The following is a 15,124-nucleotide window of genomic DNA, read 5'->3' on the forward strand; positions in this document are numbered from 1 at the left end:
GCGCTCTTAATAGATCTGCTGACCGGCAGCGTTAAAGTAAAACGCCTCGAGTAATTCCCCTTGGCCGTCGAAGCGCTCACGCTTAATCAGGTTGCCCGATTCATCGAAGGTCTTCACCTCTGTATCCACCATGACCCCCTGTCGATACTCCTTGGCATTCATCAGCTGGCCATTGCAGTGATACCACTCGAATCGCCCCTGCTCGATGCCCATCTCATAATGGGCGAGCTCCTCGAGCGCGCCGCTAGACTGACAGAAACTGCGCTGCTCACCGTGGCGCACGATGAGCGGATCGAAACCATATTGCTGCTGCGATTGTACCTGACCGTTTGGCCAGTAGGTCTGCTGCGTGGCCTGGTTGCTCTCCCTATCATAGGCATAGCGCGTCTTGACCTTGCCGCTGGCATAGAAGGTTATCTCACTGAGCCGCTTAAGATCCTGTTTACGAAACAGGGCGTCGCTGGCCAAGCTGCCGTCTGGGAAATAGTGACGCTGGCGCTCACGCTGCTCGCCGTCCTGAAAAAAGAGGTGCGTCCAGGGGCGTCCCTGCTCATAGGTGATGGACTCGACTGTCTTATCGCCCTCCAGGCGGCGATAACTTTCTATAATGCCAGCCTCATCGAACAGGGCGACCGCCTGCTCCTCGCCATTCTTGTAGATGGCCTGACGTTTCGGTCGCTGGCTTTGCATATGGTAGTCTAAGTGCTCACCCTCTCTTATCCCTTGGCGATACCAACCCTGGGACAAGATGCGACTGCCCTCGGCCGAGAAGCTAAATCCATGACGTTTCCCCTCGAGATACTGGGTGGCACTGAAGAAGCCCTCCGGCTTGCCTGTGGTCTTGATACCACTGAAGGGCTCACCGCGATAGCCTTCCAGACAGTCCGTATCGACCCAGATGCCGTAGACCTCTTGTCTGCTACAGTCGATGGGCGACAGCGCCTGCTCATCTACGGGCAGCTGTGGCGCCTCGCTGCAACCGGGTATCAGGAGAATACCAAGAAAGAGCGTCGCGGCCCGACCTAGCAAACGCTCAGCGGCTCGACTGAGCAAGAGACTGGGACACATCTTATCTAACCACCCGCATTTTCGACACGCCACCTAGTGATGTTCCGTCTTGATCAGCTTGCCGAATTGATCATAGAAGGCCCAGTCGCCGGCCTGACGGTCTGCGATATAACTGCCTTCGCTTCGCAGCTCACCACTTGGCCAGTAGGCGCGCCACAAGCCTTCCTTACGAGAGCGCAGGAAGGCCCCCTGCTCGGCCTGCTTGCCATTGGCGTGAAAATAGCTGGCCTCGCCTTCACGTTGACCATCCAGCCACTGCTCCTTGGCTTGGGGCTTACCCGTTTGGAAATAGCTGAGCTGCTCGCCGCTAAGCTTGTCTTTCTGGTAGTGAGCACGCACCTTTAACTGACCATTGGGGTAATATTTGGCGTACTCGCCGTTAAGTTTACCGGCCAAGTACTCGCCGCTTTCCGACAGCACGCCGTCTTCAAACCAGCTTTGCCAGAGTCCGACCTGCTCCCCCTTGAGCATCTCGCCCTCGCGCTTGAGTTGACCGTTATTGGCGTAATACTCGCTGTAGTGGCCGCTGAGTTCACCCGCCTGATACTGCTCGCTGCGATAACGCACCTGCTTAAAGCTGTAATAGGCCCGCTCGCCCTCGAGTTTGTCCTGATGATAATGGCTGACGCGATAGATGTTGCCCTCGGGAATAGGGCCAAAGCTGGGGTCCTTCTCCTGGTAGCGATACTCGGTCCACTCGCCCTCCTTGCGATCCTCAAGGTAATGACCTGTTACCCGGCGACGTCCGTTGTCAAACTCGCTGTAAGGCCCGTTTAGCTTACCCACCTCGAAGGTCATCTCACGGCTCACTATGCCCTGACGATACTGACGCCAGGTTCCCTGTTTCTCGCCATCCTTGTACTCGCCAGCCTCGTTGAGATCGCCGTTGGCATACCAGCGGGAAAACGCGCCATGAAGCGGATAGCGGCTGCGGCCGGCGATTTTCTCATCGCTGTAATAGATAAGTTCTCTGGGTTTACCCGTCTCATAGAAGGATTCATATTTGCCGACCCATTGCCCTTCGATGCGAGTCCCGCGCTCCTTGAGGGTGCCGTCGTCGAAATAGCGCTCGGCCTTGCCTGTCTGGCGATTGTCCTGATACTGATCCAGGCTGCGCAACTGGCCATTATCGTAATAGGCGATGAAATCCCCATGACGCGCGCCCTGACGCCACTGCTCCTGACGCTGCAACTTGCCCTGACGATAGGTCTCGAACTTGCCATCTCTCAGCCCCAGATCGTAATGCTCAGTGGCCAGCAGGTTACCCGCCGGATCGAAGCGCTGCTGCAGGCCATGCAAGGGATATTGCCCGTTGTCGGCCAGAATCTGATCCTGGTAGCGAATCACCTTCTTAGGTTTGCCATCGTCAAAATAGGTCTTCTGCTCGCCCGCCTGCAGCCCCGCCTTATAGTTCAGCTCGCTCACCAGGATACCGGCGCGGTTAAAATAGCGCTGAATGCCGTCATGTTCGCCATCGAGGTAGTTTTCCTCCTCGAGCTTAACCCCGGTGTCGCTGTAATGCACCAGAGTGCCCTGGCGCAGATCCTCACTGTACTGCCCCTGCAGCGATAACTGGCCATTGGGATAGTAGCTTAGACTCTCGCCATGCAGGCGACCGGCGACGTAATGCTCGTCGCGCTCGGGCGTACCATCATCATAGAACGTCTGCCAGCTGCCCTGGCGCTCGCCATTGGCATCTAGCATGCCTGTCTCAATCACCTGCCCCTCGCTGTTTTGCGCAAGATAAGGGCCGGACAACTGGTTGTTGGCATACTGCTGTCGCTGAGCCAGCACGCCGTTGGCATGGTAGGTCTCCCACACTCCGTGGCGCAGATTATCGACATAGGCCTCTTTGGCCTTAAGCTTACCGCTGGCGAAATAGCGCAGCACCTGGGTTTTCACCCCAGCCTCATAGACCGTCTTCTGATAGAGGTTACCCAAGTCATCATATTCGGCCCACTCGCCGCTTGGCACGCCGTTGAGATAGAACTGCTCCTCACTCAGCTCGCCGTTTGGCCTAAACAGCTGCCAGCGCCCCGACTGCAGGCCGCTGACATACTCGCCGTCCACCAACTTCTGATTGTTGGGCAGATAGACCTGCCAGCGACCATTGGGCACGCCCTGGGCAAACTCCCCCAGGGTATAGCCTTGATTATCCCGCACCAGGGTCACCTGACCACTCAGCGCCATGCCGGTGGCCAGGTTGTAGTAGGTGGCGATCCCTTCCTGCTGGCGGATCTCCACCATCAGGCTGGAAAGATTCTGACTCGCCGCCACGGGGCTGGCGATAAAGGTAGACACGCCCAGGCCGATCCCAGCCAACAACACAGAGTAAGCGCGATTAGAGTGCATATAAGCTTCCTTGTACCTAACCATTTGTTCCTAAAAACATGTTTCTAAAAGACGTCTAAAAAAATAATATTTACTGAATAATGCTGGGTGCAGCCAGGCCCTGCAGTTATCGCCTAAAGATCAGCTCATGCTGAGTGCGATAGGGCCAGCTTTGTTCAGCCGCGGTCGGCTCACCGTGGCGATATTCGCTTCGCCTACTCAGGGCGCCATCATCATAAAACGCATACTGAGTGCCATGCAGGCGCCCCTGCTCATCGAAGCTTGCGATAGCCAGCCGATAGCCCTGGGCGCTGAAACGCTGCCATTTCCCCACCTGCTTACCTGCTCGATATCGGCCTTGCCAATACTCACGCCGAGTCACAGGCCGCGGCGAATAATCCTCCTCGCTCGGCGGCACTATCCAATCGCCGTCACGCTGACCGTTAAGATATTGGCCACGCGCGTAGATCTCGCCGTCGCTATAGTAGCGCTCAAATTTGCCGGTCAGCTCGCCATCGCGATAATGGATTCGCTCCAACACCTGACCCGCCTCTCCCAGGGATAAATACTCGCCATCAAGCCGGCCATGGCGGTTATAGTGGCACCGGGTACGCATCTCGCGGCTCTGCATCACCCAATCACCCACCGGCTTATCGGCGGCATATTCTCCCTGATAGATGAGCCTGCCATCGCCGCTTCGTTTCTCGGCCTTTCCCTGCTTCACGCCGTCGTGATAGTGGCTCTTCTCTATCCAGGCGACTTGATTATTCCGGCCGTGGTTATTATTAGTGGCGTGGCTATTGTTGGCGCCAAGCCTGTTGTTACCGCCAAGCTTTGCCTCAATTTTTAATCCGGTGAGCTTACCCGCTATAGTCTCCTCGCGGCCTATCATCTCGCCCTCAAGATATTGGCTGACCAGACGCCACTGCCTCTGTTTGTGCTGCTCTATCTGCTTGACCAAGACCTCTTTTTGATAGAAGCGCCTCACCTCTTGGCGGTCGCCATCGGCGAGGTAGCGATATTCCGCCTCGAGATAGCTCTCACCATTGTCACGATACTCGACCACGCTCTCGGTGCGGCCACGTTCATCGAGGACCTCGCGTTTGGCCAGGCGACCATCTTCGAAATAGTTCAGCTGCTCGCCGGTCTTGACCCCATTTTTCCATCTGAGATGCTGCTTGAGCTGACCACTTTGAAAATAGGCAAAGTAATCCCCCTCCTCCTTGCCGTCACGATAGGCCTGGGTCACCTCCACCTTGCCATCCTGCCAGAAGGTTTCGGTACCATGTTTACGCCCACCTCGTTTCTGGCTTTCCATGGTCAGCTGACCCTGTGGGTTGTAGAAGCGGTCACTGCACCGCCCGGTATGACAAAGGGTACGTACCGGCGCCCCGGTCTGTGTATAGACCATCTCCTGCTGCACTGGCTTACCCTGGTGATAAACAGACTCGCGCTTAAGCTCGCCTGTTGGGTAATACTCTTTCTGCGCGCCCTCTCTTTCGCCCCTATCGAACTGACAGTCGCAGCTGAGTTTTCCCTGCTCATCGTAAATCTTCACCTGACCGTGGCGCTGCCCCTGGTCATTAAACTCGCCCTGCTCGATCAAGGCGCCATCGCTGGCGAAGAAGCGATAAGGCCCCACGGGATGAGTGCCCTTATCTCCCAGGCGGTCACTGCTTAGGTCGCCACTAAATTGCTTGATGTTTGTGCCGAGATAATAGGGCTCGAAGCGAAACCGCCCCAAGGACGGGCCGGGCAGAGGCTCAAGTGGTTTTTTGAGATAAAACTTGGCCTCGCTCTTTAGCTCGGTCGGTTGCCAGTCCTTATCGAGCCAGATGCTCGCCTCGGCGGCGCCCAAGCTTACACACAAGACAAGCAGAAACAGTAAGATACGCTGCATACTCATCTCCTAGGGCAGTGGCTTGAGCTTAAACTGATAGGGAAAGCTCATAGGCTCATCACCGATGGCAAGATAGGCGGCGCTGCTCGCCGCGCCATCGACGCTAAGAAATCGCCCCTCAACCAAGGCCTTCTCCAGCCCCTGCCCCACGCCGTCTTTAGGCAGACGCGGCGACAGTGGCCGCCCCTCGGCGTCTGTTATCAGCAGCGAGCGATACAAACGACTCACCTTAGCCTTGCGCTTATCCAGATTAGATAGCCAAGGGGTTAGATCCACCAGCCAGGGACGACGCTTATCGCCCTGCCCAATACTCAGCCACTGAGGGCGCCCCTGGCAGACAATGCTGCCTTGGATGCTTTTGTCGTAGAAATAGCGCCGGCTGCCATCTTGGCTAGCCAGCACATAGGCGCTCTGCCCCTGACCGTTATCGATAAGCCGCCACTGCACCGGCTTACCGACCTCATCAAATCCTTTATCTATCTGCGGCCGACACACCTCGGCAAGGGCGGTCGGCATAGGGACATAGAGATCGTTACCTGTGCGAGAGACGACCGACGGCTCAGCGAACTGCCATCTATCCCTCGACTTAGCAGATGCACCGCTGTCAAAGCCGCCCCTTGAGGCTGGCGTTAGCGGTGGATTGGCGAGGTTCGCCTCATAGTCTGACTGAGTCACAAAGGTGATAGCTTTTGTCCTCACCTTATCTCTTAACTGCTCGCCATGGAGGATTGAGAGTAATTTGGGCACCTCTGCTAGCTGTAAGATGTAGACATGACTAGTCTGCTCACGGGAGGCCTGCTCGCCAGAAGCTTGCTCAAGAATAAAGAGCTCATCGAGCAGTAGCTGCTCTGTGCTCGTCAGCCACTTAGGCCCCTGACCTTCAGGCGCTTCGTAGCCCAACTTGCCGTTCAGGCCGTTGAAATCAGGCGACAGGCTGTTAACTCCACGATTAGTCACGACCAGGCGATAGCGACCGGGTTTGTTCAGTGCACTGAGTATTAGCGTCGCCTCGCCAAAGCGGTAAGACTGCTTCAGCAGCGCCTGCCAGGAAACTTGCTCGGTGTATGTGCGTACCGGAGTAAAACTCACCTCGGCGCGGATCTGATAGAGCTCCTCCAACTTGGCCCGGCTCTCGCCCCAGCCGAGCGGCAGCAGATTTACCCCTGAACTGACCACCCCCTCCAGGGCGCTGGCGCCGCGGGCACTGTGGCGCCACAAGGGCAGATTTATCACCCGATCGCGCCAGTCGATAAGCTGGATATTTTGGTATTCGACCGAGGTGGCAAAGTCCCCCGCAACTAGGCCATGAATATAGCGCAGCTCGATATCATCACCGCCCCACCCGGCTGACATGATCCCTTGGTCCGGCTCCATCATAGGAAGAGTCGCATCAGGGTCGTCTGGCGTCATGGGCAAGGTTGGGATCTCATACAAGTCGGGCTCAAGGTCATCGTTCGAGTCGCCCTCATCCTGCCACAGCATGTCGCTCACATAGAGAGTCGATTTCGGCGCCAGCAGCCAGCGGCGCGTCTGCCTCCTATCGCCTTTCTCTTGCTGCTCCACCAGCAAGAGCCTATCTAGCCAGCCGCTACGCCTGTCGAACCTCAGCTGGCCATAGCGTCGGTTTTCTATTCCTTGTTGCTCACTGCTCTGTTCAAGCGTCGCCGTCACCCATTGCCCCTCGATGGCGGTTATCTTCCAGGGGGCTAATGCATCTGTATCCGTTTGAATGAAATTACCGAGCTCAAGGGTGTCACCCACACTAGGCGCCTTTGCTTGCCACTGAGTCTGGGGAATGAGCGGATTGAGCGTGAACAGGGATTTCAGCGGTGCCAGCGCCCTGGCAGCCTCTTTGCCCTGCTTGGCCAGATAGGCATCCCACTCATCCTGAGCCGTGAAACGCGCCTGGCTTTGACTTGTAGCGACCTTGTCATCACCCCTTAATTGCACTCCCTGACGCACTATCTTGGCCAGCGCCGCGCCGCGGCCAGCATCATCGAAACTATTGATATTGAGTCGATAGGCAGGGTCTTGGTACTGCAGCATAGTCGGGATAACAGAGAGGCTAACCGACTCGGTGTTACTCGATGCAGAATCAGTTTGATACTTGAGGAGCGCCCGGGCCCGGACGCCGACTTGCTGATTGTCACCATGGGCATAAAGGGTACTCATGGTGACTTGATATTCATGGGGGCGGGCATCCGTTTCCCGGCTATGCGCCTCACAATAATGACTCTGAAACGCGAACAGGCTCAAACAGAGCGTCAATGCCGTACAAACAATCCTGTTTTGGCTAAAGGCCATCCTAACTTCCCTGGCTTTGCATGTTACTGAAATGTAATGAGATTAAACTAAACCTTCAGCCATTCTACACAAAACTCAGGTGAAATACACAGCATTCGATTTCCGCTGTCAGATCCCCTAAGTCACTGACTTACGGCTACAACAGCCCTCTTATGTCAAAGAAAAGACTATAGATAATGCTCCAGCAGCAACTTGCCGCTCATGGCGATCGACATGGTCACCACCAGCGGGCGGATGATCTTACTGCCCTTAGTCACCACCATGCGCGAACCTAAGGTAGCGCCAATCGCCTGACCCAACAGCATCACGCCGCCCAGCAGCCAGAACACCTTGCCGCCCAAGGCGAAGAAGATCAGCGAGGCAATGTTGGTGGAGAAATTGAGCACCTTGGCGTGAGCGGTTGCCTTCGCCAGCCCATATCCGGCAAGCGACACGAAGGCCAGCGCGAAGAAGCTGCCGGTACCCGGACCGAAGAAACCATCGTAGAAGCCCACGCCTAAGGCGGCCGTCAGGCCAAAGAGGGTTGGCGACATCACCTGATGCTTATCCTCTTCGCTGATGGACTTGGAAAACAGGAAATAGCAGCCGATCGCCAGGATCAAGAAAGGCAACAGCAGCTTAAGCACACTGGCATCGATTAGCTGCACCGCGACCGTCCCAAGCGCGGCGCCAAGAAAGGCGCAGCAGATGGCCAATTTCATCTTACTGAGATCCACCATCCCCTTACGCACGAAGTAGAAACTGGCAAAAAAACTGCCGCCACAGGCCTGTAGCTTGTTGGTCGCCAGCGCCGCCGTGGGTGGCAGGCCCGCCCACATGAGCGCAGGAATGGTGATCAGGCCGCCGCCTCCGGCTATGGCGTCGATAAAACCGGCCAGGGCGGCCACTGCAAACAGCAGTGCCATCAGTTCATAACTCAGTTCGAGGGACATAGGGACTCTTTAAAAGGTTTATTCACAATTGGCCGCTATTAAACGCGCTTTGCATACATTTAGCAAAGGAGTTATCCTCGCCTTAGCGTGAAATAATCTCACAGAATGAAGATGAACCAACTGACACTCCCGCCCCTAAATGCCCTGCGTGCCTTCGAGTCTGCGGCAAGACATCTAAGCTTTACCCGCGCTGGGAATGAACTCTTTGTCACCCATGGTGCCATCAGTAAGCAGATAAAATTATTAGAGTCTTACTTAGATGTCAGCCTGTTCAGCCGCCAGCATAAACAGCTCAGCCTCACGCCTGAGGGCGAGCGTTATCTGCGCCATATCAGCAGCGCACTGCAAAGTATCAGCCAGGCCACAGAGGAGCTAAGGTCACAACCGGGTATCGCGCAGGCGCTGTCGATCAACGTCTTGCCCAGCCTCACCATTAACTGGTTGATCCCGAGACTCGAGGAGTTTAAGGCCCGCCATCCCCACCTCTATGTGGATCTCTCCATCGGCGACTTTCAGGTGGATTTCAAGCGGGACAAGTATGATGTGGCCATTCGCAGCGCCACGGTGCGCCCGACCCATTGCCATGTACTCAAGTTGATGGATGAAGATCTCTGCCTGGTCTGCGCGCCGCAGCTGGCCAAGCAGATAGACAGCCTTCAAGATATCAACCGTCAGACGTTACTAAAACACACCACCCGCCCCGAGCTCTGGCCACTGTGGGCCGAGAAGGTAGGACTCAAGCTGACCACAGACAAGATGCTTGGGATGGAGCATTTCTATATGCTAAGTCAGGCGGCGGTCAGTGGCATGGGGCTTGCTCTGATCCCCCGCTTCTTCATCGAAAAGGAGCTGGCAGAGGGCAGCCTGGTGATCCCCTTAGCGACCCAATTTACCAGCCCCTATGCCTACTATGTGTTGACGCCTAATCTACTACCGTCAAAGCAAAGTGAGCGACCACTCAAGGTCCAGGCCTTTATCGACTGGCTGCTGGAGATCTTTGCCCCATACCGCCACCAAAGCGACGATCTAAGCTAGAACTTACTCGAGCAGATTGCTCGCGTCGAAGGCCTCCAGATAGTTAACCCCCTGGTCCACATCGAACTCGAAGTTGAGCACCTTGAGGCAGGTATCGAAGGTCTTCTCGCCAAACCACTCCCGGTCGAAGGCATGCAGCGCCTTGATGATCCCGGCCTGCCCGCCATCCCCCTGGAGCTTGACTGGCGTCAGGGTGGCGATAAAGCTTGCCACCAGCCCGTAGAGGTCCTTCTCAGCCTCCCCTTCGGCGGCCCATAGCTGAGGGTCGGCGTAACGGCGAGCATAATGACTGGTGGCGATGTCCAGCCCTATGCCGAAGTTCACCAGTACGGCCTTATCGTCGCTACAGATGATGTTTTTCGGGCAAATGGCGCCGTGATAGATATCCATCTGATGCAGATACTGCAGCGCCGACAATAACTGAGTAAACCAGGTCGCCGGTTGCCCAAGTTGAATGTCGCTTAGCTCATCCAGCGACACGCCGCGCTCCCAGGCGCGGCTGATAAACAGCTCATCGCTCTGGGGCAGTTGGCCAAAGTTAAGCACCTGCTCCACATGGGGGTGATAGAGTTTCGACAGGCTGCGATAGAGGCTGCTGAGCATCAGCCAGTCGGTCTCCACCTTGGCATAGATGGAGACGCCACAGGGATAGTTGCCCTGAAGATGGCGCGCGCGCCAGAACTGGCTATGCTCGGTGGCGGCAATGAACTGCTCCAGCTGATAGTGATGATCGATAATGGCGCCGCTGGCAATTTCGATACGCTCAGGCAGGGTGTCGCAGACGCCGTTGTCAATCAATGCCGCGATATCACAGCGGATCATGTCCAGATCTGTGTTACTGCCACTGGCGGCCTGGCGAAACCATTGATAGATCCTCGGCTGACGTGTCTGCTCCGCCAGGAAAAGAAAACTGGCGGCGAAGGCGGCGATATCTTGGCTGGCATTGAGGTTGTCCTTGATATCGATAAACTCGACATCACCGAGATCTGAGACGAACAGACAGTTGCTCTGCCAGCCGCCAACCGTGACACCACGACGATGGATCTGCTGCAAGCCGGAGACGGCGCGGCGCAGGATCTCCAGTAGCTGATAGGTGGTTAACTGCTCGTGTTCGAGCACATCCAGCGGTACGCCCCGTGGCATCCTGATCGGCAACACCAACTGCTCGCCATCTTGAATAAGCGGCGCGCATTGCGGCACGCCGCTACAGCCCGCCAGGGTCTGCAGCCGCTTAAACTCATCGCGCAGACGCAGCTCATATTGCAGCGACTCATCGCTGTTCTCAAACTGAGTCGGCACTAATACCTTGAGCAGCCAGGGCGCCGTCCAACCGCCGGGGCTGTACTCCGCCTGCCACACCTCGAGGCCGCTCTGGATGAAGAGACACTTGAGCTTAACGAAATCCTGGATCTTATTGTTGCGCTGCTCCACCAAGGCCACCTGGCCTATGGTCTCCAGCACCATCTGTTTCTGCTTGTCGGTCACCTGATGCTTACACGGCGCCGTCAGACCCCACTCCTTGGTGAGCGCGGCAACGATCTGACTCGGGGTATAGATACTCAAAGAGCCCTGCTGTTTTTCAAGCTCAATCTCTTCGCCTTTGCGGCCGGTGACAAACACCATCCCCTGACACCAGGGCGCATAGACCCCCACGGGGATCTTGTGTTTGACATTACCGGCCAATACACGGGCCACATAGTTGGCCTTAGCCAGGCTGTTATCCACCTGACGGCCATCGAGCGACCAGGCATGCAGACCGGCGTCCAGGCGACCGATATAGCCCTTCACGTCGACCACATAGACGCCCCATTCGCCGATCACCAGCGCATCGACCTCCATCGCCTGTCCCGACTTGGTGGGGATCTCCACATTGGTCAGCAAGATATAGTTGTCGGGCAACTCATCGGCCAGCATAGCAAATGCCCAGCGCTCGGCGTCGTTGACCGGGGTACCAAAACTGATCTGCTTCGCCATCTGCTCTCCCTAATCCTTGGCTTGCTTATCTTATTGCTAACGTTACCGCAAAAAAAAGCCACTATAAATAGTGGCTTATTAAATTAGTGGCATTTTAAATTAGCCGCGATTAATGATGGCAGTCGTCATCGCATTCATGGTCATGGTCGGCAAACTCATCGTCACCTTCCTGATGCTGCATCACGCCCCAGCCATCGGTCGCTCCACCGAACTCGGCGGCAAACTCGTTGAGCTCAACCTCCTGATCGACGATGGCCTGATATTCCGGCACCATGTTGATGCAGACGATCAATTCCCACTTACCTAGCTCATCGTTGAGGTGTAGCTCCAACTCACCTTCTAGCTCTGACTGGGAAAGCTCTTCCACCGCAGACTCGGCGTCGCGCTGATCGTCGAAGATCAGGAAAAAATCCACATCCAAGGCCTTGGTTAAATCGATACCGGCCTCGGCCATGGCGGCTAACATCTTGCCATTATCATCATCTGGGAACTGCATAGTTTGACTCCTTCTGGATCTGTCGCGACGAATCACTCAGCGACAATTGTCACGCTTTCGCCGTTGTAGCTGACCACCTGTCCGGCAATCACCTTCTTACGTTTACGGGTCTCGACTTCACCATCGACGGTCACCAGGCCTTCGCTGATCACCATCTTGGCTTCGCCGCCACCTGAGGTCATGGATTGCACCTTCAATACTTTATAGAGTTCAATAAACTCTTCACCCGGTAACAGGGTCAAGGTTTGAGATTCTGTGGTCACACTAACTACCTTTATTTAACTGAGTCGACGGGAGTATATCACTCTGGCCTATTGCGGGCTATCACTGCGCTCCGAGGCGAGCAATCCATAATAGCGATCGTCCACCCAGGCATCATTTAGCCTGAAGTTATGCCTTAAGGTGCCCTCAAGGATAAAGCCGCACTTCTCAAGCACCCGGGCCGAGGCCAGATTCTGGTCGGTACAGAGCGCAATAAATTTATGGGCATTAAACTGCAGACAGGCCCAATCGATCACCGCCCTGAGGCTCTCGGTAGCATAACCGCGCCCCTGGCCACTATTGCTAAGCATATAGCCCACCTCGACCTGACCCAGGCTGGTATCGACGCCGTAGAAGCCGGTGAAACCGATAAACTCACCATCCTCTATGGTTTCAATCACCAGGGTCAGCCAGGCGCCAGACTCGTAATCCCAGGGCGCGAGACGCTGCTCGAACTTCTCCCGGATCACGCCTTCAGTTTGGGGCGCCCTGACATAGCGGTTTTGCCGCTCATCCTGATGGACCGACAGGAAATGCGGCCAGTCCTCAGGCATGAGCGAGCGGATCTTTAAGTTGTCTGTATATAACTCGACGATCAAGAGATTAACCGCGGCTGGTCACTTCGAGCAGGTGGTAGCCGAACTGGGTCTTAACCGGGCCTTGCACCTCATTTAACGGCGCACTGAACACCACCTCGTCGAACTCACGTACCATCATGCCTGGACCGAATGACCCCAGGTCACCGCCCTGCGCCCCTGATGGACAAGATGAATGCGCCTTGGCCATCTCGCCGAAATCTGCGCCATCCAGGATCTGTTGCTTGATCTGTGCGCATTCTTCTTCGCTGCTAACCAATAGATGACGTGCTGTTGCTTGTACCATGTGGCACTCCTTTGATTTCCCTAAAAATGAATAAATTAAAAACCCAGCAAGTATAAAACATTTGCTGGGTTTAAAAAGGTATAACGCTCAGATTATGCCTTAGCGCCCTGAGCTTTTATCCAGCGGTGGATTTTTTGCTCCATAACCGCCATCGGCAGCGAGCCCGAGGTTAAGATCTGATCGTGGAACCCTTTGAGATCGAACTTGTCACCCAAAGCCTTTTCCGCCTCGGCGCGCAGGGCCAAGATCTTCAGCTGTCCCACCTTGTATGAGAGGGCTTGACCTGGGATAGCCATGTAGCGCTCAACCTCGGCGATGATGTCGGTCTCGGCCATCGGCGAGTTGTCCTTCATATACTGGATCGCCTGCTCGCGGCTCCAGCCCTTGGCATGTAGCCCTGTGTCGACCACCAGACGCATGGCGCGCAGCATCTCATCGGATAGCTTACCAAAATACTGGTAAGGATCTTCAAACAGGCCCATCTCGATGCCGAGATACTCGGCGTACAGGGCCCAGCCCTCTTCGAAGGCGGTATAACCGCTAAAGCGTTGGAACTCAGGCACACCGGTCAGCTCCTGCTTGATGGCGATCTGGAAGTGATGCCCAGGTGCGGCCTCGTGCAGTGACAGTGTCGTCATGCCCCACTTAGGCTGCGCCTTCAGATTGTAAGTGTTGATATAAAACACACCTGGACGCGAACCATCGACCGCAGGCGCCTCGTAAGATGCACCGGCCGCAGACTGCTCGCGGAAGCTCTCAACCGGCTTGACCACATAGTCGGCCTTAGGCATGACATTGAAGTAGTTAGGCAATACGGCGTTGATCTTGTCCTTCAGTACCATGTAGCCGTCGATCAGCCCCTGACGTTCGCTAAAGAAGTATTGTGGCTCAGAGGATAGCGAGGCAAAGAAGGCCTTGAGCTCGCCCTTGAAGCCCACCTGCTCTCTCACCTTATCCATCTCACTGAGAATACGCGCCACCTCATTAAGGCCAATCTGATGGATCTCATCGACCGGCATAGTGGTTGTGGTGTGGGCATTGGCTAGATGCTGATACCAGAGTTTACCGTTAGGCAGTCCCCACCATCCATCGCTGGCTCTTGCCACGGGCAGATAGGTCTCCTGGAAATATTGCTTGAGCGACGCCAGCGCTGGGATCAGCTCTTTGCCGATCAGAGTGTCATATTGCTGAGTAAGCTTCTGCTTCTCCTCTTCACTAAAGCTCTCGGGTAGATTAGTGATAGGCGCATAGAAGAGGCTGTCACTCGGCTGCTCGACCAACTGGGCCTCCAGCTGCGGTATGATGCGCTCGACCAAGACTCTTGGTAACACAACCTTGCTGGCGATACCTTCGTCCATGCGCGCCTGGGCCAACTTAGTCCAGTTGATAAAGCCCGATAGGCGCGATAGCCAGTTTTCATAGTCTTTAACCGTATTAAATGGCTGAGCGCTCTCACCGCTGCCAAGCTGCACCATGGTAATGACTGTGCTGTAGAACTGGTTCATCGGCATGAAATAGGATGGGAAGGTCTCGGACACCAGCGCCATGTTTCTGTCATAGGTAAACATGTCGTAGCTCAGCTGCAGCGGCTCGGGTAAGGCGCTGCGATCTATGGCCTTTACCGCCTTCAGGTAGCGACTGTTAAGCTCGTGACGCGACTTGAGATACTCCTCGGTCAGATCGCCGCCAAACTGGTCGTTGTAGTCATTGACGCCGACAAAGGTGGCGTACATTGGCTCTAGCTTGAGCATGTCATTGAAATAACGATCCACTAAGGCAAGGTATTCCTGCTCGGCGCTTTGTACCTGAGGCGCCACAGTCTGTTTTGGCGCTGGCGCATTGCTCTTGGCCTGGCTTGCACTGGTTTCCTTGTCTGAGCAGCCCACCACGGCCACTAAAGCTGATATCGTCAATGCGAGAAGCGTTTTGTTCATTCGAGTT

The 15,124-nt window shown here is 55.6% G+C and carries 12 protein-coding genes; 1 reads left to right on the top strand and 11 read right to left on the bottom strand.

Features of this window, described 5'->3' with window-relative positions:
• Nucleotides 1–6: 6 nt before the first annotated feature.
• The 5 genes from K0J45_RS12650 to K0J45_RS12670 form a co-directional block, all read right to left on the bottom strand.
• Nucleotides 7–1,068 carry a toxin-antitoxin system YwqK family antitoxin gene (locus K0J45_RS12650; protein WP_220042825.1) on the bottom strand — a complete coding sequence of 354 codons (1,062 nt, stop codon included), beginning with the start codon at nt 1,066–1,068 and terminating at the stop codon, nt 7–9.
• A gap of 33 nt (nt 1,069–1,101) precedes the next feature.
• The gene (locus tag K0J45_RS12655; protein ID WP_220042826.1) at nt 1,102–3,420 is read right to left on the bottom strand and encodes a toxin-antitoxin system YwqK family antitoxin; all 2,319 of its coding nucleotides are present in this window, start codon (nt 3,418–3,420) and stop codon (nt 1,102–1,104) included.
• Nucleotides 3,421–3,526: 106 nt separating this feature from the next.
• Nucleotides 3,527–5,299, bottom strand: a complete 1,773-nt coding sequence (locus tag K0J45_RS12660) for a toxin-antitoxin system YwqK family antitoxin (protein WP_220042827.1) — start codon at nt 5,297–5,299, stop codon at nt 3,527–3,529.
• A gap of 9 nt (nt 5,300–5,308) precedes the next feature.
• Nucleotides 5,309–7,603, bottom strand: a complete 2,295-nt coding sequence (locus K0J45_RS12665) for a hypothetical protein (protein WP_220042828.1) — start codon at nt 7,601–7,603, stop codon at nt 5,309–5,311.
• 167 nt (nt 7,604–7,770) lie between these two features.
• Nucleotides 7,771–8,535 (bottom strand): TSUP family transporter, encoded by a 765-nt coding sequence (locus K0J45_RS12670; RefSeq protein ID WP_011866261.1) that lies wholly within the window; start codon nt 8,533–8,535, stop codon nt 7,771–7,773.
• A gap of 105 nt (nt 8,536–8,640) precedes the next feature.
• Between K0J45_RS12670 and gcvA the strand changes: the two genes are divergently transcribed.
• Nucleotides 8,641–9,570, top strand: coding sequence for a transcriptional regulator GcvA (gcvA, locus tag K0J45_RS12675; protein WP_220042829.1), 930 nt, complete (start codon nt 8,641–8,643; stop codon nt 9,568–9,570).
• A gap of 3 nt (nt 9,571–9,573) precedes the next feature.
• Here gcvA and K0J45_RS12680 read toward each other — a convergent pair whose 3' ends face one another.
• From K0J45_RS12680 to K0J45_RS12705, 6 genes are all read right to left on the bottom strand, one after another.
• Nucleotides 9,574–11,544 carry an NERD domain-containing protein kinase family protein gene (locus tag K0J45_RS12680; RefSeq protein WP_220042830.1) on the bottom strand — a complete coding sequence of 657 codons (1,971 nt, stop codon included), beginning with the start codon at nt 11,542–11,544 and terminating at the stop codon, nt 9,574–9,576.
• A gap of 109 nt (nt 11,545–11,653) precedes the next feature.
• Nucleotides 11,654–12,040: a ribonuclease E inhibitor RraB gene (locus K0J45_RS12685; RefSeq protein ID WP_011866264.1), complete on the bottom strand. Its 387-nt coding sequence runs from the start codon at nt 12,038–12,040 to the stop codon at nt 11,654–11,656.
• 32 nt (nt 12,041–12,072) lie between these two features.
• Entirely contained in the window at nt 12,073–12,303 is a 231-nt protein-coding gene (locus K0J45_RS12690) for an RNA-binding S4 domain-containing protein (RefSeq protein ID WP_011866265.1), read from the bottom strand.
• 48 nt (nt 12,304–12,351) lie between these two features.
• Complete coding sequence (locus K0J45_RS12695; RefSeq protein WP_220045299.1) at nt 12,352–12,897, bottom strand: GNAT family N-acetyltransferase; 546 nt, start codon at nt 12,895–12,897, stop codon at nt 12,352–12,354.
• A gap of 7 nt (nt 12,898–12,904) precedes the next feature.
• Nucleotides 12,905–13,183 (bottom strand): peptidylprolyl isomerase, encoded by a 279-nt coding sequence (locus K0J45_RS12700; protein ID WP_011866267.1) that lies wholly within the window; start codon nt 13,181–13,183, stop codon nt 12,905–12,907.
• Between the two features lie 92 nt (nt 13,184–13,275).
• Nucleotides 13,276–15,117: a DUF885 domain-containing protein gene (locus K0J45_RS12705; RefSeq protein ID WP_220042831.1), complete on the bottom strand. Its 1,842-nt coding sequence runs from the start codon at nt 15,115–15,117 to the stop codon at nt 13,276–13,278.
• Between the last annotated feature and the right edge of the window lie 7 nt (nt 15,118–15,124).

Source organism: Shewanella alkalitolerans, assembly GCF_019457575.1.
Lineage (GTDB): Bacteria > Pseudomonadota > Gammaproteobacteria > Enterobacterales > Shewanellaceae > Shewanella > Shewanella loihica.